The following is a 23,892-nucleotide window of genomic DNA, read 5'->3' on the forward strand; positions in this document are numbered from 1 at the left end:
CCCAACCCCCCCCCTCCACCCGCCGCCCCCCCGCGGGGGCGGCCCTGGGGGGGCGGGGCCCCAAACACCCGGTTGTGCGCCCCCGCGCCGGTTTCGATGTCGTAGTCGTACGCGTACATCTCCTTGCTGTATGTGTCGGTGAAGTAGAACGTCTTGTTGTCGGGGCTCCAGCATGGGCCGTTCGAACAACTGATGCCGCTGTCGAGGCGCGCGACCTTGCCATCCGTATCGAGCCGGTAGAGTCCGCCGCTGCGCGTCGAGCGCTGGCCGCGATCGGCATCGTAGCGATCGAAGTCGTAGGACATCGTGCCCGCGACGAAGCGGCCACGCCGATCCACCTTGCCGTCGTTGAAGCGCGTCTCGGGGTCGTCGCTTTCCGGGTCGGCGATGAACTGCACGGTCTGCGCGTCGAAGTCGTAGAAATGCAGGCCGTTGGCGAGCGCGACCACCGCGCCGCCTCGCTCGCGCAAGGCCATCGAGCCGATATGACGCGGCACGAAATAGCGCTTCACGTCGCTGCCGTCGGCACGGCAGCTATAGATCTCCGCCGCCGTGCTGTCGATCCAGTACAACCGCTCCTCTTTGACGTCCCAAAGCGGCCCTTCTCCGAGATGATTGTTCGCATCGACCAGCAAGCGTACTTCGGGCATCGTCGTCTCCTTGGGTTAGGCTTCACCGTCCTTGATATCGCGCCGATGCGCGAGCAACGCCATCAAACGGCGATCGCGCCAGCGGCTGCGTTCCTCGATACGCTCGCGCGGCAACACGGCGCGGCGCTCCGTATCGAGCTTATCGAGCGTGTCCGCGGGCCAGTCGAACGGCTTGCGTCCCGATGCGATCGCGCGATATGTGCCGCCGTAACGCGCCGCGTAATCGGCCACGCCGCCGGGCGCATTCAGGTCGATGGTTTCGAACGGACCCATGAACGACCAGCGCATCGCGAGCCCGTCGCGGATCACGGTGTCGAGATCGGCGGCGCTCGCATAGCCTTGCTCGTATAGACTCAACGCTTCGTCGAGCAGCGCGCCTTGCAGTCGATTGAGCAGAAACCCCGAAATCTCCCGGTTGACGGTCACGGGCTTTTGTCCCGCTCGTTCGTAGATGGCGCGGGCGCGTTCCACCGCGTCATGCGAAGTCCACGGCGCACCGCACAACTCGACGAGCGGCACGAGCGACGGCGGATTGACCGGATGCGCGACGAGGCAGCGCGCGCGGCCTTCGATACCTTCCGTGAAGGTCGATGCCGGCAAGCCCGAGGTCGAACTCGCAAGTAGCGCATCGGGCTTCGTCAGGCGGTCCAGTTCGATGAACAACGCGCGCTTCGCCTCCACCACTTCCGCGATGTTCTCCTGCACGAGATCCGCATCGGCGACGGCATCGGCGAGGCTTTCGCATGTGGTGATGCGCGCGACGATCGCATCGACGGGTTCATCGATCAGATCGAAGGACGCGAGATCGTCCAGGCTCTCGCGGATCGACGGAATCGCACCGCCGAGCATCTCCTTCGATGCATCGTGAATCTTCACGTCGAAGCCGCTCTTCGCGAACACGATCGCCCACGCGCGGCCGATGCGGCCCGAGCCGATCACCGCAATGTTCTTCGCTTGCATCTGTGTGTGATCCTCATTCGAGTTGGTTCAGCCTTTCTTGTCCCGCAACGTGATGACAGCGGCCAGCACGACGAGCCCGTTGATGATGTCCCGCACCGCGGGCGGCACGGTGGTGCCCGCGAGCAAGGTTCCGAGCGCCGTGAGCAGCAGCGCGCCGCCGAACACGCCGAGATAGTGCCCGCGACCGCCCGTGATGAGCGCGCCGCCGACCACGACCACGGCAATCGACGGCAACAGATACGGGTCGCCCATGCCGAGAAACGCCTGCGAGCTGAACCCCGCGAGCAGCAGGCCGACGATCGCCGAGCAAAGACCGGAGAGGCAATACACCGCGATCAACGTCGTGCCCACGCGCACGCCCGAGAGCTTCGCCGCGACAGGCGAATTGCCGACCGCATACACGCGACGCCCGAACGGCGTGCGATGCAGCAGCACCAGCGCGATGACGAGAAACACCGGCACGCTCCACGCCGCGAGCGACAGCGGCCCCACTCGTCCGTTGGTGAATTCGCTGATCGCCGAGGGCGACCATCCTTGCGGCGAACCGTTGCAATAGATCAGCGTGAGGCCCTGCAACAAGCCGTTCGCGGCAAGCGTGACGACGATGGGCGGCAAGCCCAGCATCACGACGCCCACGCCGTTGAACACGCCGACGAGCAGGCCGACGAGCAGCACCACCGGCACCGCCCACGCGGCCGCGCCGTTCATGCCGTGCGTGAGCCCTGTCAACAGCACGCCGGATAGCGTGATGAGCCAGGGCATCGAGAGATCGAGTCCGCCCGTCAGAATCACCGCGCCCTGCCCCAAGCCGAGAATCGCGAGAAACAAGGTCAGCGTGAGCAGGCTCGTATAGAAGTTCGCGCTGACGAGCACGCCGGGACCGTAGACGAAGCCCGTGATGATCACGACCGCGAAGAACAGCAGATACGCCGGAACGACATACTTGACCCATTCGCGATTGCGTTCGATCCAGTCCGCGATCGGGCGGCCCTTCAACTCCGTGTTCTCGACCGGACGGAAATCGTCGACCTCGAACGTGACGCGTCGCGCGTGAGTGTCGTCGCGCGCGCGTGTTCCTGTTCGTATCGCCTTGAACCACTGCGCGGCGTGACGCGCGCATTCGTTCGCCGCCGATTGCTTGCCGATCGACGAACCGAGCACCGCGAGCATCAGGATCACGGCTTCCGCGATCGTCGTGAAGAACGCCGACACGTTCAGCACGAGCAGAATGTTCACGGTGATCATCAGCGTCATCGCGGCGAACACGGTGCCGACGCAGCCGCCGCGCCCGCCGCCGAGCAGCGTGCCGCCGAGCACGACGGCGGTGAACATCGACAGCAGCAAGGGACGGCCGACGAGCGGATCGGCGGAACCCGTCTGCGCCGATACATACAGCCCCGCCGCCGCGTAGAACATGCCCGCGAGCGCATAGGTAGAGATGCGATAGCGCGTGACCGGCATGCCGTTCGCGAATGCGCCGTCCGGATCGCTGCCGAGCGCATAGAGGCCCACGCCGAAGCGCGTGCGCTTGATGAACGACCAGATCAGCAACGCGAGAATCAGCAGGGCCGCGGACATCGGCATCTTGTCGGGGATCAGATCGGCCGTGAGCACCGCGCCGAACTGGTCGCCGACGCTGCCGCCGGGCTTGTTCTGGATCAGCAGCGTGAGGCCCTGCACCATGAACATCGTCGCGAGCGTGACGACGATCGATTGCAGGCGAAACCATGCGATCAGCGCGCCGTTCACGAGGCCGATGCCGCCGCCTATCGCGAGAATCAGCGCGGCGCCCGCCCATTGTTCGACGGGCGATCCCTGCACGAAGCGCACCGCGAGCACGTTGGCGAGCGACACGACCGCCGACGCCGACAGATCGAAACCGCCCGACAACACGACGATCGTCTGACCGATCGCCGCGAGCGCGAGCGTGGTCGCGCTCGAAATCACCGAGCCGATGTCGTAGAGCCCGACGGGCGTCGCGGACAGCGCGACCCATCCGGCGAGCATCGCGAGCAACGCGCTGATCGCGATGATGAGCCCGCGATGATGATCGATGCGCGCGCCCCAACCCACGCGCGCGCCCGGCCGCACGACCTCGCTATCGGGCGACGCAACGGCTATCTTCATGAGCAACCTCTCAACTGGAAAGCATCTTGCGCATCACGTTCTCTTCGGTGAGCGCGTCGCCGGTCAGCTCGCCGACATTGCGGCCGCGATACATCACCGAGACGCGGTCGCATACGTTGACGAGTTCGGGCACATCGGTCGAATAGAACAGCACGGAGCCGCCCGCTGCCGCGAACGCGCGCATCAACACGAAGATCTGATGCTTGGTGCCGACGTCGATGCCGCGCGTCGGATCGAACATGAGCCACACGCGGCTTTGCGTGAGCAGCCACTTCGCCATCGCGATCTTCTGCTGATTGCCGCCCGAGAACGACAGGCACGGCTTGTAGAGCGCGCGCGGATTCACCTCCATCTGCGCGAGCGAGCGGCGTATCGCGGCCTGCTCGCGCTTCCGATCGATGAGGCCGAAGCGCGAATAGCGGCCGATCACCGGCAGCGACACGTTCTCGCCGCCGGGCAGACGCAGAAACAACCCTTCGGTCTTGCGATCCTCCGGCAGGAAGCTCGTCGATACGCCGGCCTTCAGCGAATCCGCCGTGCAGGTGAGCGTGACCGGCTTGCCGTCGATGCGTATTTCGCCATCGTCGATATAGGTCGCGCCGAAAAGCGCCTCGAACAATTCGCGCTGCCCCATGCCCTGCAGTGCCGCGATGCCGTGCACTTCGCCGGGCTTTACGGCGAGATCGAAATCGGTCACCACACCATCGACGCGAACATTGCGCGTCTCGATCGCCGGCGTCGCGTCGCTTATCGCGGATGCGACCTTCGGCGGATACTTCGCCTCCATCGAGCGGCCGATGACGAGACGGATCACTTCGTCATCGGAGATATCGGCGGCGTCGAATGCGCCCACGTCGCGGCCATTGCGATACACCGTGAGGCTGTCGCAGAACTCGCGCACTTCCTGCATGCGATGCGAGATGAACACGAAGGTCACGTCGCTCGCCTTCAGTTCGTCGATGCGCCTCGAAAGCCACGCGACATCGCGGCCCGACAGCGCCGAAGTCGGCTCGTCGAGCAGCAGCACTTTCGGGCGGCGCACGATCGCCTTCGCGATCTCGATCTTCTGCCGCACCGGCAAGGAAAGATCGCGGATATACGCGCCCGGACGCACATCCGGCAGTTCGAGCCTGTCGAGCCATTCCGCCGCCTGCCGCTGCGCATCGCGCTGTTTGATGCGCCCGAGAAAGCCTGTCGGCTCATACGACATCAACAGGTTTTGCGCGACCGTGAGATCGCGCACGAGCGTCATCTCCTGAAACGCCGTCTGCACGCCAGCGCGATGCGCGTCCTTCGGGCTCTTCATCGTTACATCGTTGCCCATCACGCGGATGCTGCCCGCATCGGGCTGCATCAACCCCGACAACAGCTTGACCGTAGTGGACTTGCCCGCGCCGTTCTCGCCGAGCAGCGCATGCACCGCGCCGCGTTTCACCGAGAACGACGCGCCATCGAGCGCGACGGTCGCGCCGAAGCGCTTCGTCACCTTCGACAGATCGATCGCCAATGATGCGTCGTTCATCGTCATGCCTCGATCCCGGTCTCAGTCCTGATTACCCGTCAGCGCCGCGTTGAAGCCCACTTCCTTCGTGTCTTCCGAGTAGATGTCCGCGAACCAGCCCGGCGGCACTTTATCCGGCGGGAACGCGGTGCAGCCCGCCTTCAGTTCGTCGATGCTGCCGGTCTTGCAAAGCTTCGACTCCGAGGTCAGCACGAGCGGCAGCTTCAGCGTCACGCGCGCCGGAAAGTCGCCGCCGTCGAGCTTCTTCACGGCCATCTTGAGCGCCATCGCGCCGGAGTACGGCGGCGCGCCGTAAGAGATCGAGCGATAGCCGATCGAGCGATAGCCGCCCTGTCCCTTCACCTCACCCGGCGGCAGCATCTGCACGCGATGCCCGTTCGACGATTCGCCCGCGCACGGCTTGATCTTGTCGTCGGCGATACCGGCTTCGAGCTGCATCGACGCCGCCGTGAAGCAGCCCACCTGCATCCACAGGCCATCGATCTTGTCCCAGCTATTCGTCGCGAGAATCTTCGAGAGCTCGGTCTTCGCGGTCGCCTGGCTCCACATGCCCGTGCCTTCCGCGACGATCTTGATGCCGGGGAACTTCGCGAACACGGCCTTCGCCGCTTCGGTGCGCGCGCGGTCCACGGACGTGCCCGGCACGCCCGTGATCATCACGACGTTGCCTTTGCCGTTGAGCGTCTTGGCGAGCCATTCGGCGGTAACGGTGCCGGCCTGATGCTGATCGATCGTCACGTTGTGCGCGCACGGCTCGGTCACTTCGCCGTCATACGCCGCGACGACGACGCCCTTCGAACACGCATTCTTGATCGCGCGATTGAGCGCCGTCGGCGAGATCGGATAGATGACGATGGCCTTCGCACCGGCCTGCACCATCGAGTTGATCTGCTGGATCTGCTTTTGCGCATCGGTGCCCGCGACCTGCACTTCGAGATCGACCTTGTCCTTGAGGGCGGGCGTATTGGCCATCGCCTTGACCATGTTCGCGGCTTCCGTCTGCCAGTCGTTGCCGACATAGCTCATCGACAAGAAGATCTTGTACTTGCCGGCCGCGTGCGCCTGGCCCGAGACGGCGAGCGCCGCCGCGAACGCGAGGCCGAGCGCGGCCCGTCCCGCATGACGAATCGACTGCGTCAATGCTTTCATGTCTTCCTCCGGTCTTCGTATGGTTATGAAGCGGGCGCTTCCATCAACGGACGTGCGGCAGACGAGCGCTCGCGGGCAAGGCAATGCCTGCACTGCCGGGCACGACGTTCGGGTCGTGTCCGGGTATGACGAAATCGGCGATCTGGCGAATGCGCAAAAGCGAGCCGATCTCCGCGAGCGTTTCATGCACGATGCCCACCGGCACGAGATCGACGATGTTCTCCATGCAGTTCGCGCAATCGCCCGCGATCAGCACGACGCCGTCTTCCGTATCGACCGCGACGGACTGATGTCCCGGCGTGTGTCCCGGCGTCGGCACGACGCGCACGCCGGGCACGATATCGGTCACGCCGTTCACGAACTGCCAGCGAAAATACGCGAGCGGCTCGCGGCCGATCAGGAACTCCTGGTAGTACGTGGCCTGCGTCGGCAGCGGATGGCCCGCGTATTCCCACTCCGCCGCCTGCACGATGAAGCGCGCATTCTTGAAGAGCGTATTGCCGCCGGAATGGTCGTAATGCAGATGCGTGTTGATGACGATATCGACGTCGTCCGCGCTCCAGCCGACATACTCCTTCAACGCGCGTTCGAGCTTCTCTTCCGGCGCCTGATCGCATGGGCACACGAAGTTCGAGACCCAGCCCGGATCGTGAATGCCGGTATCGACGACGATCTTCTTCTGCGCGCCGACGATCGCCGTCGACCACACGGGCACCTTAATCTGCTGGCCGAAGTAGCGGCCATACACCTGCGACGAGCGATCGACGGTGAGCCAGCCCGTCGGCATCGCGACTACTTTCAGCCTCGCGTTCACGATGCCCTCCGTCGTCAGAAGTTGGTGTCGCTCGCGCCTTTCAGCTTGAGCATCTCGCGCGCTTCGGCGGGTGTCGCGATATCGAGCGACAACCCTTCGATCACCTGGCGAATCTTCTTCACCTGGGCCGCGCTCGATTCGGCGAGCTTGCCCGGCTCGATCCATAGCGAGTCTTCGAGGCCGACACGCACGTTCGATCCCTGCGCCACGCCGATCGAACCGAGCGGAATCTGGTTGCGGCCCGCGCCGAGAATCGACCACACGTAGTCCTTGCCGAAGAGCCGATCCGCGGTGCGTCTCATATGCGCGAGGTCTTCGGGATGCGGCCCGATGCCGCCGAGCAGGCCGAACACGCTCTGCACGAAGAACGGCGGCTTCGCGAGCCCGCGATCGACGAAGTGCGCGAGGTTGTAGAGATGCGAGATGTCGTAGCACTCGTACTCGAAGCGCGTGCCGTTCGCGCTGCACGACGTCAGGATGTACTCGATATCCGCGAAGGTGTTCTTGAACACGAGATCGCGGCTGTTCTCCAGATGCTTGCGCTCCCACTCGTGCTTGAGGTCCTTGAAGCGCTCCAGCATCGGATAGAGGCCGAAGTTCATCGAGCCCATGTTCAGCGACGCCACTTCCGGTTTGAAGTGATGCGCGGGCTTCAGTCTCTCCGCGACGGTCATGTGCGGACTGCCGCCCGTCGTGATGTTGATGACGGCATCGGTATTCGCCTTGATGCGCGGCAGGAACTCCTGAAACACGGCGGGGTCTTGCGTCGGATGACCGTCGTTCGGATCGCGTGCGTGCAGATGCAGGATCGCGGCGCCTTCCTTCGCGGCCGCGAGCGCCGCATCGCCGATCTGTTGCGGCGTGACCGGAAGATGCGGCGACATCGAAGGCGTATGGATCGCGCCCGTCGGTGCGCACGTGATGATGACCTTGCGTTTCGTTGCCATGTGATCCTCGTTGTTTTAAAGGACTTCCACGTTGCCGCACACCGAGATCGCCTGCCCCGAGATGCCGCTGCCCGCGGGCGAGCACAGAAAGAGCGCGGTGGCCGCGATTTCCTCGGGCGTGGTCATGCGGCGCAGCGAAATCTTCGCGAGATACTGCTTCTCCATCTCTTCATACGGCAGGTTCAATTGCTTCGCGCGTGCGGCGATCACGCGCTCGATGCGCGGTCCTTTCACGATGCCCGGCTGTATCGCATTGACGCGGATGTTCGACGGCCCCAGTTCGATCGCAAGGCTCTTGGTCATGCCGACGACCGCCCACTTCGTCGCGGCATAAGGCGTGCGGAATGCGTAGCCGAGCCGTCCCGCGACAGACGACAGCGCGATGATCGTGCCGCCGCCATGTGCGTCGCGCAGCATCGGCACCGCGCGGCGCGCGAAGTAGAACTGCGCGTTCAGATTCACGTCGATGGTCTCTTCCCACTCGTCCACATCGAGTTCTTCGATGCCGCCCGTCGGCCCCGCGATGCCCGCGTTGTTCACGAGCACGTCGAGCCCGCCGAGTCCGCTCTGCACATCGGCGAACACGCGCTCGACGGCCTCCTTGTCCGATACATCCGCGAGCGTCGACGTGATCGCGTTGCACTCCGCGCTCGCTTCGGCTTTCGTCAGCGCATCGATCGCGTCGGGGCTCGCATCACAGACGTGCACGCGCGCGCCCGCATCGATGAACGCGCGCGCGATCACGAGGCCGATGCCCGATGCGCCGCCCGTGATGAGCACGCGCAGGCCCGCGTGCGGTTTCAGCATCTGAAGAACCGTCATGCATGTCTCCTTTTCTTGTTGTCGTTGCCGTGCAGATCAGGCGCTTGCTTCGTTCGACATGTCGCCGCCTTGCAGGCGTTCCTGCAAATCGGCGGCGGCATCGCCGATGTCTTCCTCGATGCCCGCGCGCGCGCCTTCGCCGTCGCCTTTCCAGAGCGCTTCGACGATATGGCGATGCGCGGCCATCGAACGGCGCATGTGAGGAATGTCGGGTGCGACGAGATTCAGGAACGGACCGATGCGCATCCAGAGGTTCTGGATCGTCGCAAGCGTGAGATCGCTCGCGCCGTGCGTGTATATGGCGATATGAAATTCGAAGTTGCTGCGCAGATACGCGGGCACGTCGCCGGCTTCGACATGCGCATCCATCGTGTCGAAGATCGCCTGCAAGGCTTCGAGATGCGCGCGCGTCATGCGCGACGCCGCGCGCTTCGCGACCGCCCCTTCCAGCGCGATGCGCACGTCGCGCAATTCGTCGAGCAGTTCGAGCGTCATCGGCGGGACCATCAGCGCGCGGCCGGGGCCGTCGATCAACGCGCCTTCGGCCTGCAAACGCGTGAGCGCGGCGCGCACCGGCATGGTGGACGAGCCGACCGCTTCCGCGACGCTGCGCAGGCTCAGCAACTGTCCGGGCGCGAAGCGGCCCGTCATGATCGCCTGCCTCAGTTGCGCATAGACGCGGCCGGCCATCGTTTCGCGTGCAACCAATTCGAGCGCGGGTAAATCCGTCGTCGAGCGTGTCGCCACCATCTTGCCTCCGTACTTTCGTTCGGCTGCCGCAAGGATTCGGTTCGTGTGACCTGTGATCACACCGGTATGGCTAAAGTTTCGGACGCGCGACCGCGTGAGTCAACCTAGAATTGCTAGGTGAAAACGCTGATGCCGGAATCGGCAGCGCGATGCGGCGGTGCAAGATACTTCGATATCCTGATTATGCGAACTTCGCGGACACCGCGCGCTGAATCTCCGCGAACGCGACCGGCTTCACGAGGTGGTGATCGAAGCCCGCTTCCTTCGAGCGCTGACGATCGTGCGCCTGGCCGTATCCCGTCACCGCGATCAGCAAGGCGTCGGCGGTTGCGGGGCGCATGCGCATCTCGGCCGCGAGGCTGTAGCCGTCCATCCCCGGCAAGCCGATGTCGAGCAGCACGATCTGCGGCACGAAGACATCGGAGAGCGCGAGCGCCTCGATCGCATCGTGGGCCGTGCGCACATCGAAACCGTCCGCTTCGAGCAGCAGCGCCATCGCGGTGGCGGCGTCCACGCTGTCGTCGACGAGCAGCACGCGCTTGCCGCTCGCCACGCTCACCGGCGCATCGCTTACGCCCTGCACGGCCACTTGCGCATCCAGCGCGAGCGGCAGCCACACGACGAACTCGCTGCCCGTCTGCGGTCCCGCCGAGAACGCCTCAATGCGCCCGCCCTGCAATTCGACGAGCGTCTCCGCCAACGGCAGGCCGATGCCGAGCCCGCCTTCCGACCGTTCGAGCGACGTCTCCGACTGCACGAAGAGATCGAAGATATGCGGCAGCATGTCGGGCGCGATGCCGATGCCCTTGTCGCGTACGACGATGCGCACCTCATCGCCGAACTGCTCGGTCTCGATCGCGATCTCGCCCTCTTCGGGACTGTACTTCGACGCATTCGACAGCAGATTGGCGAACACCTGCGAGAGCCGCACGTTATCGCCTAGGATATAGAGCGGCGCATCCGGCTGCTTCACGGTCAGCGTGTGGCGCTTGCGTTCGAGCGCGGGCTGCACGGTCTCGATGGCCGCCGCGATCGCCACCGCGAGATCGACCGCTTCCTGACGCAGCGTGATCTTGCCCTGCGTGATGCGCGCGACGTCGAGCAGATCGTCGACGAGACGGCTCAGATGCCGCACCTGCCTGTCGATGATCGCGCGCACGGTCGCGAAGTGCTGCACGGACGGCTCGCGATGCGGATCGAGCAAGTCCACCGCATTGCGGATTGGCGCGAGCGGATTGCGCAGTTCGTGCGCGAGCATCGCGAGAAATTCGTCCTTGCGGCGGTCCGCTTCGCGCAGCAGCAGTTCGGCGGCCTTGCGCTCGGAGATATCGTTGACGATGCCCGCGATGCGATACGGCCGCGCCGGATGCCCCGCCGCGCCGCGCACCTGAAACGCGCGCTCCGCCACCCAGCGCGGTCCGCCGCTCGCGCGCACGATGCGATATTCGACCTGGTACGGCGTGCCGTTCGCGAGCAGTTGCCGATACGCATCGGCGACATGATCGCGGTCCAGCGGAAGAATATCGCCCGACCAGTGATCCGGTCCCGGCACGGGCGCGGGCGCGCCGCCGCCCGTGTCGAAAAGATGCGTGTAGGCGGGGCTCACGTACAGCAGTTCGCCGGATGCGGGATCGAGCATCCAGAACACATCGTCGATATTTTCGGCAAGCTGACGAAAGCGCTCTTCGCTTTCACGCAGCGCGTTTTCCGCGAGCCGCGCGCGCAACAAGGCGCGCACGTGCGCGATCAGTTCGGCCGGTTCCACGGGTTCGGTCAGATAGCTGTCCGCGCCGCCTTCGAGACCGCGAATGCGATCGAGGCTATGCACCGCCGCCGCCGATGTCTGCAACACGAGCGTGCTCGCGGTATCCGCCGACGCCTTGATCTGCCGGCAGACTTCGAGCCCGTTGATGTCGGGCAGCTTCACGTCGAGCAGCACGAGATCGGGCGCGTCGGCGCGCACGCGTTCCAGCGCGGCGGTGCCCGTCGCCGCTTCGATCACGTGAAAGCCCGCGCGCGACAGGATGCGCGTTTTCGCATAGCGGGCGCCGTCGTTGTCATCGACGTTGAGGATCAGCACCTCGCTCCAGTCGCTTCTCATGATGGTCCCTTGCCCGTCACCGCGTCCAGCACGCCCGGCAGCGCTCGGCCGCCGACCGGCTTTTCGATGAACACGGTCGCGCCGAGCGCCTGCGCTTCATCGCGATCGTTGGCATCGCCGAGCACGAGGATCGGAATGCTGCGCGTCGCGGCCTGCGCGCGCAGCGCGGCGAGCCAGATCCACGCTTCCGATGGCGCGGGGCGCACGGCAAGCAGGAGCGCGGCGGGCTGCGTGCGCGCGAGCAGGCGGCCGGCTTCGTCGAGCGTCGCGGCGCTCATCGCACGATACGACGAATCGCGCAGCGCGGCCTCGCAGTCGAGGCGCTCGACCGGATTGCTCGCGACGATCAGCACGGCGGGCCGCGTATCGCTTGCCGCATGATGCGCGGCGTCGAAATCCGCGCCGTAGTGAGCGGGAATCGTCGCGCTGAAGGTCGAGCCGCGCCCGACTTCGCTCTCGAGCGAAACGTCGCCGCCGAGCAGCTTGCAGAGCTTGCGGCACAGCGGCAGGCCGAGCCCCGTGCCTTTCACGTATTGCTGAAGCCGGTTCTCGACCTGGCCGAACTCCTCGAACACCACTTGCTGATGCTCCGGCGCGATGCCGATGCCCGTATCGCTGACGGCAAACGTGATGAGGCGGCGCGCCTCGTCGTAACTCGCGGCGACGCGCACTTCGCCGCGCTCGGTGAACTTGAGCGCGTTCGACACGAAGTTGCGCACCACCTGCGCGACCTTGGCTTCGTCGGTGCGGATGGGCGGCAGGCCTTCGCACGATTCGAACACGAGCTCGACCGCGCCGCCGGGCGACAGCGGCCGCAACATCCCGCGCAGCGCCGAAAACAGGGTATCGACTTCGAACTCGGCCGGGCGCACTTCGATCTTGCCCGCCTCGATCTTCGCGAGATCGAGCAGGTCGTCGACCGTCTCCGACAGATCTTCCGCGGCCTTGCGGATGAAGCGCACCTGCTTTTCCTGCTCTTCCGTCAGTTCGCCGTCGATACGGTCGAGCAGGAGCTTCGACAGCGCGCGGATCGACGAGAGCGGCGTGCGGAACTCGTGGCTCATGTTCGAGAGGAAGCGCGACTTCGATTCGTCCGCGCGCCGCAGATGATCCGCGCGCGCATCGAGTTCCGCATAGAGCGCGACGACGCCGCGATTGGTGTCTTCGAGTTCGCGCGTGAGACGCGTCAATTCTTCCTGACGCTCGCGCAGATCGGCGAGCGCGGCGATCAGCTCGCGATTCTGGCGCTGCAATTCCGCCGCCGTGTCCGCGCCCGAATGACGCGAGAGCGCCTGGCCGACCGCCTGCATGTCGCACGCCACGCCGTCGGGCAAGGCCTTCGCGAGCGAGATCGACGTGACGCCGTCCGCTTCGTCGGCGATCGCGCATTGATCCATCAGACGCTGCGCCGCGAGCAGGCCGAGCGCGGCTTGCGAGTCGTCGCTGCGCATCGCGCGCAGACGCTCGCCCGCGCCGGCGCCCGCCAGAAAACGCACCACGAAGCGGCGCGGGCGCGTGGCGTGATCGATAAGGAATTCGGCGCGCGCCGGCTGCCCCGCGGTCAGCACCGTGCGCGCCGCTTCGAGCACGGAGGTCGAGATGCGCGTCTGGTCCTGCGGCGAGAAGCCGAGCGCCGCGCTCGCATCGCGCGCCTTCACGCGGGCCGCGACCATGTCGCGCTCGTCTTCGATATGCATCGCGTAGAGCGGCTGCGTCATCATGCGCCTCCGTTCACGCGGGCGACGAACACGGTGACATCGTCGCTGCCGCGCGAGAAATCGCGATACAGCACCGCCGCGACGAGCGCCGGATGCCGCATGGCGAGACCCGGATAGCGCGCGAGATCCCAGCGCGACGCGAGTCCGTCCGAGTGCAGCACGACGAGCGCGTCCGGCGGATACGGCACGTCGAACAACTGCGCGCGCCGCGCCGCATGGCCGACGATGCCGCTGTGCGACACGAGATGCCTGTGCGAGCTTTCCGTCCACACGCTCGCCGAGATATTGCCGATGCCCGCGAATGAAACCGGCATGCCCGCCATCGACGCGAGCGCCGGCATGCGCGCGATGCCGACCGCCGCGCCGCGCGTCGGACGCAGCGCGCCGTTGGCGACCTCCATGATGCGGTCGAGCGGCTGATCGCCGTTTGCGGCGAGCGCTTTCGCCGCTTCGATCGCCGCGACATTGGCGAGCGGACCGTGACCGAGACCATCGGCGACGAGCACGGTGAACTCGCCCTGATTCGCATGGCATGCCCACGCATCGCCGCTGACGGTTTCCGTTTGCAGCGGCAGATTCACGACGCCATAGGTCAGTTGCGCGGCAGGCGCATTCACCGCGCCCGGTGCATTCCAGAACACGACGCGCAGCACGGTGCCGCGTCCCGGCGCGCTCCAGATGTCGAGCTCGTCGGACAGGCGCTCGATTGCGCCCATGCCGGTGCCGGGGCTGCCGGCGGTCGTGTAGCCGTCCTCGAAACAGCGATGCAGATCGTGGATGCCCGGCCCGCTGTCGATGCACAGCACTTCGATGCCGTAGCGCTGGGGCGCGCCCGCGCCTGCATCGACGAGCGGCCGCATGAGCAGCTCGCCGCGCTCTGCGTGCTTCAGCAGATTCGTGCCGCATTCGGTGACGACGATCGCGAGCTCGCCCGCGGTGGTCTCGTCGAAGGCGAGGCCGCGCGCGAGTTCACCGATCGAGCGCCGCGCATAGGCGATCTGGCTCGCCTCGGCGATCTCGAAGCGCTGCTGCGCGGCCATCGATTCCTTCAGAACGGTTTCCATTTGGTGATCGAGACGTGCGTGCCCTCGCCTGGTGCCGAGCGGATGTCGAATTCGTCGCACAGGCGTTTCGCGCCGCCGAGACCGAGGCCCAGGCCGCTGCCCGACGTGAAGCCATCGGACAGCGCGCGCTGGATATCCGGAATGCCCGGGCCGTTGTCGACGAATTCGAGTGTGAGGCCGCGGCGGCCGTTGCGCTCGACTAAATAGCAATGCACGTCCCCGCCGCCGCCATAGATGAGCGTGTTGCGTGCCAGCTCGCTCGCCGCCGTCACGAATTTGGTCTGATCGATGAGAGACAGGCCTTGCGCGACCGCCTTTTCCCGCACGAACTGGCGCAGCCGCACGATCTGTTCGTCAGACCGGATCGGCAGCGTGTCGGGCGGCGAAGTGGAGATCGGCGCGGCTGTGGAGTTGTAGATCGTCATGGCGTCGTTCGCATGCGGCCGTCAGACCGTGCCATTCCTTGCAAGGAGCGCCATGCCCTTCTCCACGTCGAGCGCGGTGCGCACGCCCGACAGCGTGAGCCCGAGCTCGACCAGCGTGATCGCAACCGACGGCTGCATGCCGACGACGACCGTCTCCGCATCGAGCACGCGCGCCATCGCGGCCGTATTGCCGATCATGCGTCCGATAAACGAATCGACCACGTCGAGCGAGGAAATGTCGATCAGCACGCCGCGCGCGCCGTCCTTCACGATGCGGCTCGTCAGATCGTCCTGCAGCGTGAGCGCGAGCCGGTCGTGCATGTCCACCTGAATGGTGACGAGCAAGAGCTTGCCCATCCTGAGAATCGGAATGCGTTCCATCGCTTGGGACCCCGTTCAGTCGCGTTGCGTTCGATGCGTGCTTCGAATGGCGAGACGCGGCGTCATTCCGGTTGCAGCGAATCGAGGCCGTCGCCCGAGCGGACCGCGCGCCCGGCGTCCTGTGCGTACGCCCCCGTCACCGACTTGCCGGTGCGCTGCAGCGCGACGATGAAGGCCGCCGCGAGCGTCGCCTTGGTCGTGACGTTCGAAAGGTTCACGCCCAGATGCACGATGGTCTGCGCGATCTGCGGACGAATGCCGCTGATGATGCAGTCCGCGCCCATCAGCCGCGCCGCCGCGACGGTCTTGAGCAAGTGCTGCGCGACGAGCGTATCGACGGTCGGCACGCCGGTGATGTCGATGATCGCGATTGCCGCGCCCGTCTCGACGATCTTCTGCAGCAGATTCTCCATCACGACCTGCGTGCGCGCGGAATCGAGCGTGCCGATGAGCGGCAGCGCGAGAATGCCGTCCCACAACTGCACGACGGGCGTGGACAGTTCGAGCAGTTCCTGCTGCTGACGCACGATGACCTGCTCGCGGCTCGTCTGAAAGACTTCGGTCGTGAAGAGACCGAGTTCGTCGAAGAGCGTGCTGATGGTCCAGGTGAGATCGGCGAGCGTCGCGGCATCGTTGCCGAGCGAATCGCGCAGACGCGCGAAGAGCGGCTGCTTGAGCGAGAACACGAACATCGCGGTCTCGACCGGCGTGAAGCCCTGACGCGCGCGCTGAGCGGACATCTCCGTGAGAAACGCGCGCACTTCCTGCCACGCGGTCGTCCTGAAATCGACGCGCTCGGATGAAGCGAGCGCCGCCATCAGCAGCGAGACGAACTGCGTGAACTGATTGCGCAACTCGGCTTCCCCGACGAGTCCGCGCCGCGAAGCGATGGCGTGCTGTTGCGCGAACCACTCCGTGAGCAGTTGCTCCTGATTGCTGGTGAACAATTGGGCAAGCCGCGTTCCGCCGACCATTTCCATGCCGAGATCCTGTGCGATTGATGTTATTTGGGCGCCTAGCCCCGGGCGTTGGTTGTTGCGTCGCGGCGAACATGATCGCAATAAACGCGGCGCAAGGCGCTCGGAATGTAGCACGTCATCTCAAAATTCGACAGTCCGGAAAGCCTTGTAGCGCGAAGGATTCGACGGCACCGGGTTCAATCGGCAATTGCTTCCGGTCGTTCGCGGCCGGGTGGACGAAGGGCGGTCAAATATCCTGCGGCGGCGTGCGCGTCCATAGAGCGATACGAAGGTCCGACATGCGATGCCGTGTATAGCAGCGCGAATATTTTTTCCGCTATGGCCCGATGCAATACTCGGGCGACCGACTCAAACGTCCCTGACCTGCCGGAGCGCACATGGCCCAAACGATTCATCCCGTCGACGAAGTGCTGCCCATCGGTCAGATGCTCGCGGTCGGCATCCAGCACGTGCTCGTGATGTATGCGGGCGCAATCGCTGTGCCGCTCATCATCGGCGCGGCGTTGAAGCTGCCGAAGGATCAGATCGCGTTCCTCATCAGCTCGGACCTTTTCGCGTGCGGGCTCGTCACGCTGGTGCAGTGCATCGGCGTATGGAAGTTCGGCATCCGCTTGCCGGTGATCATGGGCGTGAGCTTCGCGCCGGTCGGGCCGATGGTCGCGATGGCGTCATCCGGCGCGGGGCTCACGACGATCTTCGGCGCGACGATCGCGGCGGGCGTGTTCGCGATTCTCATTGCGCCGTTCTTCGGCCGGCTGATGCGCTTCTTTCCGCCGATCGTCACGGGCACGATCATTCTGACAATCGGCATGACGCTCTTTCCGGTGGCGATCAACTGGGCGGGCGGCGGACGCGGCGCGGCGAATTTCGGCGAGCCGAAGAACCTGATGATCGCGGCTGTGGTGCTGCTCGCGATTCTGCTGATCAACAAGTATCTGAAGGGCTTCATCGCGAATATTTCGGTGTTGCTTGGCATGGCGATCGGCTTCGTGATTGCGCTGCCGCTCGGCTTCGTCGATTTCGCGGGTGTCGGTCAGGCCGCGTGGTTCGCACCGGTGCGGCCGTTCGCGTTCGGCATGCCGACTTTCGATCTCGCGGCGATTGCGTCGCTGTGTCTCGTGATGGTCGTCATCATGGTGGAATCGCTCGGCATGTTTCTCGCGCTCGGCGATCTTGCGATGCGGCCTGTTTCTCGCATCGATGCGACGCGCGGGCTGCGCACCGATGGTCTCGGCACGGTGATCGGCGGGATCTTCAATACGTTTCCGCATTCGTCGTTTTCGCAGAATATCGGGCTTGTCGGGATTACGGGTGTGAAGAGCCGCTGGGTCGTCGCGGTGTCGGGGGTGATTTTGATTTTGCTGGGGCTGTTGCCGAAGCTTTCCAATCTGATCGCTTCGATACCGGTTGTCGTGCTGGGCGGCGCGGGGATCGCGATGTTCGGGATGGTCGCGGCGACCGGCGTGAAGATCCTCAGCAAGGTCGATTTCGATAGCAAGAACAACTTGCTCATCATTGCGATCAGTCTCGGCGTGGGGGTGATTCCGCTCGTCGCGCCGACGTTTTTTGCGCACATGCCGGGGTGGGCGGGGCCGCTTACGCATAGCGGGATTACGCTTGCTGCCGTGTTTGCGATTCTGCTCAATGCGCTTTTTAATCGCGAGCGCGATTCGGGGGATATCGAGAGGGAAATCGCCGCGGAGATGCCGATGAGTTTACGGCAGGGGGATGGGGATGTTCGGGAGTGAGTTTGTTGGGTTTGGGGTTGGGTTCGGGGTTGGGTTTGGTTCGCCGGATCCCGTATTCGCGTCGGTCTATTAGCACTGCCCCTCCCCGGGGCGGGGGTCACTTTCTTTGCTGCTGCAAAGAAAGTAACCAAAGAAAGCAGCTTCTCACCGCCCGCGGTCACACGCAGTTTGGTCACGCTTGCCAGCCGCCCGTGGCACTCGCCTAAGTGTCGCCCTCACAGGCCCAATCGGGCTTGGCTCGCGCACGGTCTGACAAGCTAGAAGTTTTAGGGCGCTGGTTCAGCACCAAAGAGCTTCGGCACAGCGCTACGCGCTGCCGTTGGGTATGCGAGGGAAACCGAAGAGGAAGCGCGCGCGCACCCGATTGACCGGTCGGCCGCGTAGCGGGCCGGAGCTATTTGGTGCTGAACCAGTCTGTTATGTGGTGCGATGGGTCGGACCGTGCGCGGTCCAAGTCTTTGTCTGCTTGCGGGGGCACTCGCTAGTGCCGGGCCATTCAGCCAATCGTCTGTGCCGCGGCCGGTGTGAAGTGCTTAGGCTGGGGATAGCTGTTTCTTTGGTTACTTTCTTTGCAGCAGCAAAGAAAGTGACTGCCGCCCCGCACAGGGGCAGTGCTAATAGACCGACACGAATACGGGATCCGGCGAAACGAAACCAAAACCAAACCAAACCCCAACAGCAATCCAGCGAACAAACGAAAAAAACCAAACCCACTAACATATAGGAGCCTGCAAACCCGCTCCGTGAACCCATGCGCGAAGTCCTCTGGATCCTTCTGACAGCGATCGTGCTGATCTACGCTATCGCTCTGACGGGGCTCTATTGGCTGCAAGGCCGCCTCGTCTATCCGCTGGAACAGATCGAAGCCTTCAAAAACGCGGAACTGGAAGCACATACAGAAGCCATCAGCATAAAAACCGAAGACGACCTCACCCTGACCATCCGCTACAAAGCACCAAAGCACAAGACCGACGCAACGGTCATCCTCTTCCACGGCAATGGCGAAGACCTCACCCAACGCGGCCATATCGCGCTCGAAATGATCGAAGCCGGCTACGGCGTGCTGCTCGCCGAATATCGCGGCTACGGCGGCAACCCCGGCACGCCGCACGAAGCCGGCCTCTACGCCGATGCCCGCGCCGCCCACGCCTACGCATCCGCGCGATCATCGAACATCGTGCTGCATGGCTATTCGCTCGGCTCGGGCGTCGCCGTGCAACTCGCCAGCGAAGTGAAGATCAATGCGCTGATGCTCGAAGCCCCGTTCACGAGCATCGTCGATGTGGCCGCCAGGCGCTTCTGGCTCTTTCCCGTCCGTCTGCTCGCACGCGACCGCTACGAAAGCCTTTCGAAGATCGCATCGGTGCGCGCGCCGCTCCTCATCTATGGCGGCACGAAAGACGGCGTCATCCCGCCCGCGCACTTCCAGCGCCTTTTCGATGCCGCTCGCGGCGACAAGCGCCTCGCGCTCATCGAAGACGCCGATCACCTCAATGTCTGGACGATGGGCGGCCGCGAACACGTCATGCAATTCCTCGCCTCGCTGCAACCCGCACGCGACACGCTCCAGGCCTAAGCGCCCGCCGCTTTCTTTCGCGTGCGCCCGAGCTTGAGCGTGACCCACGTCGGCGCATGATCGCTCGCATGCGGCTCGCCGCGCACCCATTTATCGACGCCCGCGCTCTCCAGCTTCTTCGCGAGATCCTTGCTGAGCAAAAGATGATCGATGCGCAAGCCCGAGTTCGTCTGCCAGTGATTGCGAAAGTAATCCCAGAACGTATAGATGCGCTCATCGGGAAAGGTCTTGCGCAACGCATCCGTCCAGCCTTGCGCAAGAAGGTCCGCATAGGCCGCTCGGCTTTCGGGCTGCAGGAGCGCGTCCTTCAGCCACGACCGCGTGTTGTAGATATCCTCGTCGGTGGGCACGACGTTGTAATCGCCCGCGAGCACGACAGGATGGCCGCTATCGAACAACGCCTTAGCATGCGCATTGAAACGCTCGAACCACGCGAGCTTGTAATCGAACTTCGGGCCCGGCTGCGGATTGCCGTTCGGAAGATACAGACAACCGATCAGCAGACCGCCCACGGCCGCTTCGATATAACGGCTGTGCGTATCGTCTTCGAAACCGGGCAGACCGCGCCGGCTCAGCACCGGCTCGGCATCCTTCGCGAGAATCGCCACGCCGTTCCACGATTGCTGTCCGTGCCATAACGCGCCATAACCCGCGTTTGCGATCGCATCGGCGGGAAACTGCGCATCCGTCGCCTTCAGTTCCTGCAGACAGACGATATCGGGCGATTCGCGTTCGAGCCATTTCAACAAGGCGTCGAGACGCGGACGGATGCCGTTGATGTTGAAGGTCGCGATTTTCACTCGGCGTCTCTCCATCGGTGGACCGGAATCGATCGTACACGCGTCGCAGTTTGCGTGCCGCGGCGTGGGCGAGCGCATCGGCGGAAAATCTGCCAAAGTCACGCAGACTCCGCCACCCTCCTCGCATCCATGTCCGAAGGCTCCGTTCACTGGCAACGCAATCTCTACGTCTGCGTATTCGGCTCGTTCACCACCATCATGGCGATGACGCTGCTCCTGCCCTTCCTGCCGCTCTACGTGCAGCAACTCGGGGCGTCGTCGGTGGAGGCGGCGGTGCAATGGTCGGGCATCGCGTTCGGCGCGACCTTTCTCGCGGCGGGGCTCGTCGCGCCGCTATGGGGACGTCTCGCCGACCGCTACGGGCGCAAGCCGATCCTGATCCGCGCGAGCCTCGGCATGGCGATCACGATGTCTCTCCTCGGCGTCGTGCAGACGGTCTGGCAACTCGTGGCGATGCGCTTTCTCGCGGGGCTCGTCGGCGGCTATGCGAGCGGCGCCATCGTGATGATCGCGACGCAGACGCCCAAGCACCGCACCGCATGGGCGCTCGGCACGCACGCGGCGGGCATGATGGCGGGCAATCTGGTCGGGCCGCTCGTCGGCGGGCTGCTGCCGGGACTGATCGGCATACGCGCGACGTTCTTTCTCGCGGGCGGCCTCATCTTCTGCTCGTTCATCATGACGACGTTGCTCGTCAAGGAAGAGCGCCACGCGCCGGATCACGCGAAAACAAGGCCGCGCGGCGGCTGGCGCGACGTGCCGGTCCTCACGCCCGTCATCGCGATGCTCGTGAGCGCGATGCTGCTCATGTTCGCGAACATGTCGATCGAGCCGATCATCACGGTGTACGTGTCGCAGCTCGTGAAAGACCCGAAGCAGGTCACGCTCGTCGCAGGCGTCGTGATGTCCGCCGCAGCACTCGGCAGCGTGCTCGCGGCGCCGCGCGTCGGACGGCTTGCGGATCGCATCGGCGCGCCGAAGGTGATCGTCGCGTGTCTCGCTTTCTGCGGCGTGCTGCTGATTCCGCAGATGTTCGTCACCGACGGCACGCAGCTCGTCGTGCTGCGTTTCCTGATGGGCCTCGCATTGGGCGGCCTTTTGCCCGCGATCACGAGCGTCGTGCGTCACAACGTACCCGATCACGCCGCCGGATACATCCTCGGCTACGCGACGTCGGCGCAATACATCGGGCAGGTGACGGGACCGCTCGCGGGCGGCTTCATCGCCGCGCATTCGGGCATGCACTCCGTCTTCGCGATGACGAGCGTGCTGATGTTCGCGGGCGCGGCGTTCAATGCGTGGACGTTTCTGCGCGCGCGATGAGCGCCTATTTCTTCTCGCTGTCGAGATGCGCCATCTGCACGGCCTCGTAACGATCGCCGGCCGCCGCGCCCTTCGGCACTGCCGCTTCGATCGCGGCGAATTCGTCCTTCGTGAGCGTCACGTCGAGCGCGCCGAGCGTTTCCGTCAGACGATCGCGGCGGCGCGCGCCGATCACGGGCACGATGTCATCGCCCTGCGCCAGCACCCACGCAATCGCGATCTGCGCGACGCTCACGCCCTTCGCATCGGCGATCGTGCGCAACGCATCGACGAGCGCGAGATTGCGTTCGACATTGCCTTGCTGAAAGCGCGGACTGTTCGCGCGCCAGTCGCCCGATTGCGCGGCGTCCTTGTTCCAGTGTCCGCTGATGAGACCGCGCGACAGCACGCCATACGCCGTGACGGAGATGCCGAGTTCCCTGCACGCCGGAAGGATCGCGTCTTCGACGCCGCGCGAGATCAGCGAATATTCGATCTGCAAGTCGCAGACCGGATGCACGGCCGCCGCCTTGCGGATCGTTTCCGCGCCCACTTCCGACAGCCCGACGTGACGCACATAGCCCGCCTTGATCATGTCGGCGATGGCGCCAACGGTGTCTTCGACCGGCACGTTCGCATCGAGCCGCGCGGGACGGTAGATGTCGATATGCTCGACATTGAGCCGCTGCAACGTGTAGGCGAGTGAATTCTTCACGGCGACGGGACGTCCGTCGAACGCGATGAAATTGCCCGCCGGGTCGCGCATGCCGCCGAACTTGACGCTGAGAATCGCCGAATCACGGCGCGAAGGCGGCGCGCTCTTCAACGCCTCTCCGATCAGCATCTCGTTGTGGCCCATGCCGTAGAAATCGCCGGTATCGAGCAGCGTCACGCCCGCTTCGAGCGCCGCGTGAATCGTCGCGATGCTCTCCGCGCGATCCGATGGTCCGTACATGCCCGACATGCCCATGCATCCGAGCCCGATGGCCGACGATTGCGGTCCGGTCTTGCCGAGTCTGCGTTGTTCCATGTTCGTTCTCTCCTGAAGGACGTGCGCCGCGAATGCGGGCGATGGAGAGGATTATGGGAGCAAATCACGCGTGCGATAATCCGCCTCAATGCGAATGGGCTGTGCGCCCTGGCGAACAATGAGCGAATCATGAGCGAACCTGATCTCTCGGACCTTCACGCGTTTCTGGCCGTCGCTCGCTCGCGCGGCTTCCGGCAGGCGGCGCTGTTGCGCGGCGTGTCGGCGTCGTCGCTGAGCGAGGCGATCCGCAGGCTCGAAACGCGGCTGGGCGTGCGCCTTCTGAATCGCACGACGCGCAGCGTCACACCGACCGAAGCAGGCGAGCGGCTGATCGAACGGCTTGCGCCCGCCTTCGCGGAAATCGCGGGCGCGCTCGATGCCGTCAACGGCTTTCGCGACAGCCCGACCGGCACGCTGCGCCTGAACGTGCCGAGGATCGTCTCGCGCGAAATCCTGCCGCCCATCGTCGCGCGTTTTCTGACGGCGCATCCGAGCATCAAGCTGGAAATCAGCGCAATCGATATGTTCATCGACGTACTCGCCGCCGGTTTCGATGCGGGCATTCGCTACGACGAGCGTATCGAGCGCGACATGATCGCGGTGCCTATCGGGCCGCGCACGCAGCGCTTCGTCGCGGTTGCCGCGCCGTCCTATCTCGCCGCGCACGGCGAGCCGAAGCATCCGCGCGATCTGGTGAATCACGCGTGCATCGGGCATCGCTTCGACAGCGGCGTGCTTGCGGTATGGGAATTCGTGCGCGGCAAGGAAGTGATACGCATCGCGCCGGACGGTCCGCTCGTGACGTCGTCGATCGAGATCAGTAGAAGCGCGGCCATCGCCGGACTGGGTCTCGTCTATACGTTCGACGAGTTCGTGCGCGAAGCCATCGACAGCGGCGCGCTCGTGCCGGTGCTCAAGCCGTGGTGGCAGAGCTTCACCGGCCCGCGCCTTTACTATCCGAGCCGCGCGCACATGCCGGGGCCGCTGCGCGCGTTCATCGACTTCATTCGCGACGAAGATTGATCG

21 protein-coding genes are annotated in these 23,892 nt (G+C 64.7%); 4 read left to right on the forward strand and 17 right to left on the reverse strand.

Going from position 1 to position 23,892, the window contains the following annotated elements; all coding sequences use genetic code 11:
- The 15 genes from QCE73_RS31880 to QCE73_RS31950 all read right to left on the reverse strand — a co-directional run.
- A partial coding sequence (locus tag QCE73_RS31880) for an SMP-30/gluconolactonase/LRE family protein (RefSeq protein WP_309885034.1) occupies positions 1-650 on the reverse strand: 650 nt, incomplete at its 3' end.
- A gap of 15 nt (positions 651-665) precedes the next feature.
- Complete coding sequence (locus tag QCE73_RS31885) at positions 666-1,610, reverse strand: 3-hydroxyacyl-CoA dehydrogenase (RefSeq protein WP_309885035.1); 945 nt, start codon at positions 1,608-1,610, stop codon at positions 666-668.
- A 27-nt stretch (positions 1,611-1,637) separates the two neighbouring features.
- The gene (locus QCE73_RS31890) at positions 1,638-3,737 is read right to left on the reverse strand and encodes an ABC transporter permease (protein ID WP_309885036.1); all 2,100 of its coding nucleotides are present in this window, start codon (positions 3,735-3,737) and stop codon (positions 1,638-1,640) included.
- A 10-nt stretch (positions 3,738-3,747) separates the two neighbouring features.
- Entirely contained in the window at positions 3,748-5,259 is a 1,512-nt protein-coding gene (locus QCE73_RS31895) for a sugar ABC transporter ATP-binding protein (RefSeq protein WP_309885037.1), read from the reverse strand.
- A gap of 21 nt (positions 5,260-5,280) precedes the next feature.
- The gene (locus QCE73_RS31900) at positions 5,281-6,408 is read right to left on the reverse strand and encodes a sugar ABC transporter substrate-binding protein (protein WP_035510627.1); all 1,128 of its coding nucleotides are present in this window, start codon (positions 6,406-6,408) and stop codon (positions 5,281-5,283) included.
- 43 nt (positions 6,409-6,451) lie between these two features.
- Positions 6,452-7,222, reverse strand: a complete 771-nt coding sequence (locus QCE73_RS31905) for an N-acyl homoserine lactonase family protein (RefSeq protein ID WP_309885038.1) — start codon at positions 7,220-7,222, stop codon at positions 6,452-6,454.
- A 14-nt stretch (positions 7,223-7,236) separates the two neighbouring features.
- Entirely contained in the window at positions 7,237-8,169 is a 933-nt protein-coding gene (locus QCE73_RS31910; protein ID WP_187605589.1) for a 3-keto-5-aminohexanoate cleavage protein, read from the reverse strand.
- 15 nt (positions 8,170-8,184) lie between these two features.
- A complete protein-coding gene (locus tag QCE73_RS31915) occupies positions 8,185-8,991 on the reverse strand; it encodes an SDR family oxidoreductase (protein WP_309885039.1) in 807 nt (268 codons plus the stop codon).
- A 36-nt stretch (positions 8,992-9,027) separates the two neighbouring features.
- Positions 9,028-9,741 carry a GntR family transcriptional regulator gene (locus QCE73_RS31920; protein WP_238218335.1) on the reverse strand — a complete coding sequence of 238 codons (714 nt, stop codon included), beginning with the start codon at positions 9,739-9,741 and terminating at the stop codon, positions 9,028-9,030.
- Between the two features lie 181 nt (positions 9,742-9,922).
- A complete protein-coding gene (locus QCE73_RS31925) occupies positions 9,923-11,842 on the reverse strand; it encodes a response regulator (protein WP_309885040.1) in 1,920 nt (639 codons plus the stop codon).
- The gene (locus QCE73_RS31930) at positions 11,839-13,563 is read right to left on the reverse strand and encodes an ATP-binding protein (RefSeq protein WP_309885041.1); all 1,725 of its coding nucleotides are present in this window, start codon (positions 13,561-13,563) and stop codon (positions 11,839-11,841) included. The genes QCE73_RS31925 and QCE73_RS31930 overlap by 4 nt, the downstream gene beginning before the upstream one ends.
- On the reverse strand, positions 13,560-14,624 hold the full coding sequence (locus tag QCE73_RS31935; RefSeq protein ID WP_309885042.1) for an ATP-binding protein/SpoIIE family protein phosphatase: 1,065 nt from the start codon (positions 14,622-14,624) through the stop codon (positions 13,560-13,562). The genes QCE73_RS31930 and QCE73_RS31935 overlap by 4 nt, the downstream gene beginning before the upstream one ends.
- Complete coding sequence (locus QCE73_RS31940) at positions 14,609-15,049, reverse strand: anti-sigma regulatory factor (RefSeq protein WP_035510608.1); 441 nt, start codon at positions 15,047-15,049, stop codon at positions 14,609-14,611. The genes QCE73_RS31935 and QCE73_RS31940 overlap by 16 nt, the downstream gene beginning before the upstream one ends.
- Before the next feature lie 21 nt (positions 15,050-15,070).
- Positions 15,071-15,430, reverse strand: a complete 360-nt coding sequence (locus QCE73_RS31945; protein WP_035510605.1) for an STAS domain-containing protein — start codon at positions 15,428-15,430, stop codon at positions 15,071-15,073.
- 62 nt (positions 15,431-15,492) lie between these two features.
- Entirely contained in the window at positions 15,493-16,410 is a 918-nt protein-coding gene (locus QCE73_RS31950; protein ID WP_187605585.1) for an STAS domain-containing protein, read from the reverse strand.
- Positions 16,411-16,787: 377 nt separating this feature from the next.
- On the opposite strand from QCE73_RS31950, the gene QCE73_RS31955 reads away from it, so the two are divergent.
- Entirely contained in the window at positions 16,788-18,158 is a 1,371-nt protein-coding gene (locus tag QCE73_RS31955) for a nucleobase:cation symporter-2 family protein (RefSeq protein ID WP_309885043.1), read from the forward strand.
- Positions 18,159-18,909: 751 nt separating this feature from the next.
- On the forward strand, positions 18,910-19,734 hold the full coding sequence (locus QCE73_RS31960; RefSeq protein ID WP_309885044.1) for an alpha/beta hydrolase: 825 nt from the start codon (positions 18,910-18,912) through the stop codon (positions 19,732-19,734).
- Here the strand turns inward: QCE73_RS31960 and QCE73_RS31965 are convergent.
- On the reverse strand, positions 19,731-20,549 hold the full coding sequence (locus QCE73_RS31965) for an exodeoxyribonuclease III (RefSeq protein ID WP_187605582.1): 819 nt from the start codon (positions 20,547-20,549) through the stop codon (positions 19,731-19,733). The genes QCE73_RS31960 and QCE73_RS31965 overlap by 4 nt on opposite strands.
- A 114-nt stretch (positions 20,550-20,663) precedes the next feature.
- On the opposite strand from QCE73_RS31965, the gene QCE73_RS31970 reads away from it, so the two are divergent.
- Entirely contained in the window at positions 20,664-21,857 is a 1,194-nt protein-coding gene (locus tag QCE73_RS31970) for an MFS transporter (protein WP_309885045.1), read from the forward strand.
- Positions 21,858-21,861: 4 nt separating this feature from the next.
- On the opposite strand, the gene QCE73_RS31975 is transcribed toward QCE73_RS31970, so the two are convergent.
- On the reverse strand, positions 21,862-22,866 hold the full coding sequence (locus QCE73_RS31975; protein ID WP_309885046.1) for an aldo/keto reductase: 1,005 nt from the start codon (positions 22,864-22,866) through the stop codon (positions 21,862-21,864).
- A gap of 129 nt (positions 22,867-22,995) precedes the next feature.
- Here QCE73_RS31975 and QCE73_RS31980 point away from each other — a divergent pair, with 129 nt between their 5' ends.
- Complete coding sequence (locus QCE73_RS31980; protein WP_035510136.1) at positions 22,996-23,889, forward strand: LysR family transcriptional regulator; 894 nt, start codon at positions 22,996-22,998, stop codon at positions 23,887-23,889.
- Positions 23,890-23,892 lie beyond the last annotated feature (3 nt).

It is taken from the genome of Caballeronia sp. LZ029 (assembly GCF_031451275.1).
Lineage (GTDB): Bacteria > Pseudomonadota > Gammaproteobacteria > Burkholderiales > Burkholderiaceae > Caballeronia > Caballeronia jiangsuensis.

Coding starts and splice junctions, on each gene's coding strand:
- QCE73_RS31935 (WP_309885042.1), bottom strand. CDS start 14,624: ATGGAAACCGTTCTGAAGGAATCGATGGCCGCGCAGCAGCGCTTCGAG.
- QCE73_RS31955 (WP_309885043.1), top strand. CDS start 16,788: ATGGCCCAAACGATTCATCCCGTCGACGAAGTGCTGCCCATCGGTCAG.
- QCE73_RS31970 (WP_309885045.1), top strand. CDS start 20,664: ATGTCCGAAGGCTCCGTTCACTGGCAACGCAATCTCTACGTCTGCGTA.
- QCE73_RS31910 (WP_187605589.1), bottom strand. CDS start 8,169: ATGGCAACGAAACGCAAGGTCATCATCACGTGCGCACCGACGGGCGCG.
- QCE73_RS31950 (WP_187605585.1), bottom strand. CDS start 16,410: ATGGAAATGGTCGGCGGAACGCGGCTTGCCCAATTGTTCACCAGCAAT.
- QCE73_RS31915 (WP_309885039.1), bottom strand. CDS start 8,991: ATGACGGTTCTTCAGATGCTGAAACCGCACGCGGGCCTGCGCGTGCTC.
- QCE73_RS31920 (WP_238218335.1), bottom strand. CDS start 9,741: ATGGTGGCGACACGCTCGACGACGGATTTACCCGCGCTCGAATTGGTT.
- QCE73_RS31930 (WP_309885041.1), bottom strand. CDS start 13,563: ATGATGACGCAGCCGCTCTACGCGATGCATATCGAAGACGAGCGCGAC.
- QCE73_RS31885 (WP_309885035.1), bottom strand. CDS start 1,610: ATGCAAGCGAAGAACATTGCGGTGATCGGCTCGGGCCGCATCGGCCGC.
- QCE73_RS31960 (WP_309885044.1), top strand. CDS start 18,910: ATGCGCGAAGTCCTCTGGATCCTTCTGACAGCGATCGTGCTGATCTAC.
- QCE73_RS31900 (WP_035510627.1), bottom strand. CDS start 6,408: ATGAAAGCATTGACGCAGTCGATTCGTCATGCGGGACGGGCCGCGCTC.
- QCE73_RS31925 (WP_309885040.1), bottom strand. CDS start 11,842: ATGAGAAGCGACTGGAGCGAGGTGCTGATCCTCAACGTCGATGACAAC.
- QCE73_RS31965 (WP_187605582.1), bottom strand. CDS start 20,549: ATGGAGAGACGCCGAGTGAAAATCGCGACCTTCAACATCAACGGCATC.
- QCE73_RS31945 (WP_035510605.1), bottom strand. CDS start 15,430: ATGGAACGCATTCCGATTCTCAGGATGGGCAAGCTCTTGCTCGTCACC.
- QCE73_RS31975 (WP_309885046.1), bottom strand. CDS start 22,866: ATGGAACAACGCAGACTCGGCAAGACCGGACCGCAATCGTCGGCCATC.
- QCE73_RS31895 (WP_309885037.1), bottom strand. CDS start 5,259: ATGAACGACGCATCATTGGCGATCGATCTGTCGAAGGTGACGAAGCGC.
- QCE73_RS31890 (WP_309885036.1), bottom strand. CDS start 3,737: ATGAAGATAGCCGTTGCGTCGCCCGATAGCGAGGTCGTGCGGCCGGGC.
- QCE73_RS31940 (WP_035510608.1), bottom strand. CDS start 15,049: ATGACGATCTACAACTCCACAGCCGCGCCGATCTCCACTTCGCCGCCC.
- QCE73_RS31980 (WP_035510136.1), top strand. CDS start 22,996: ATGAGCGAACCTGATCTCTCGGACCTTCACGCGTTTCTGGCCGTCGCT.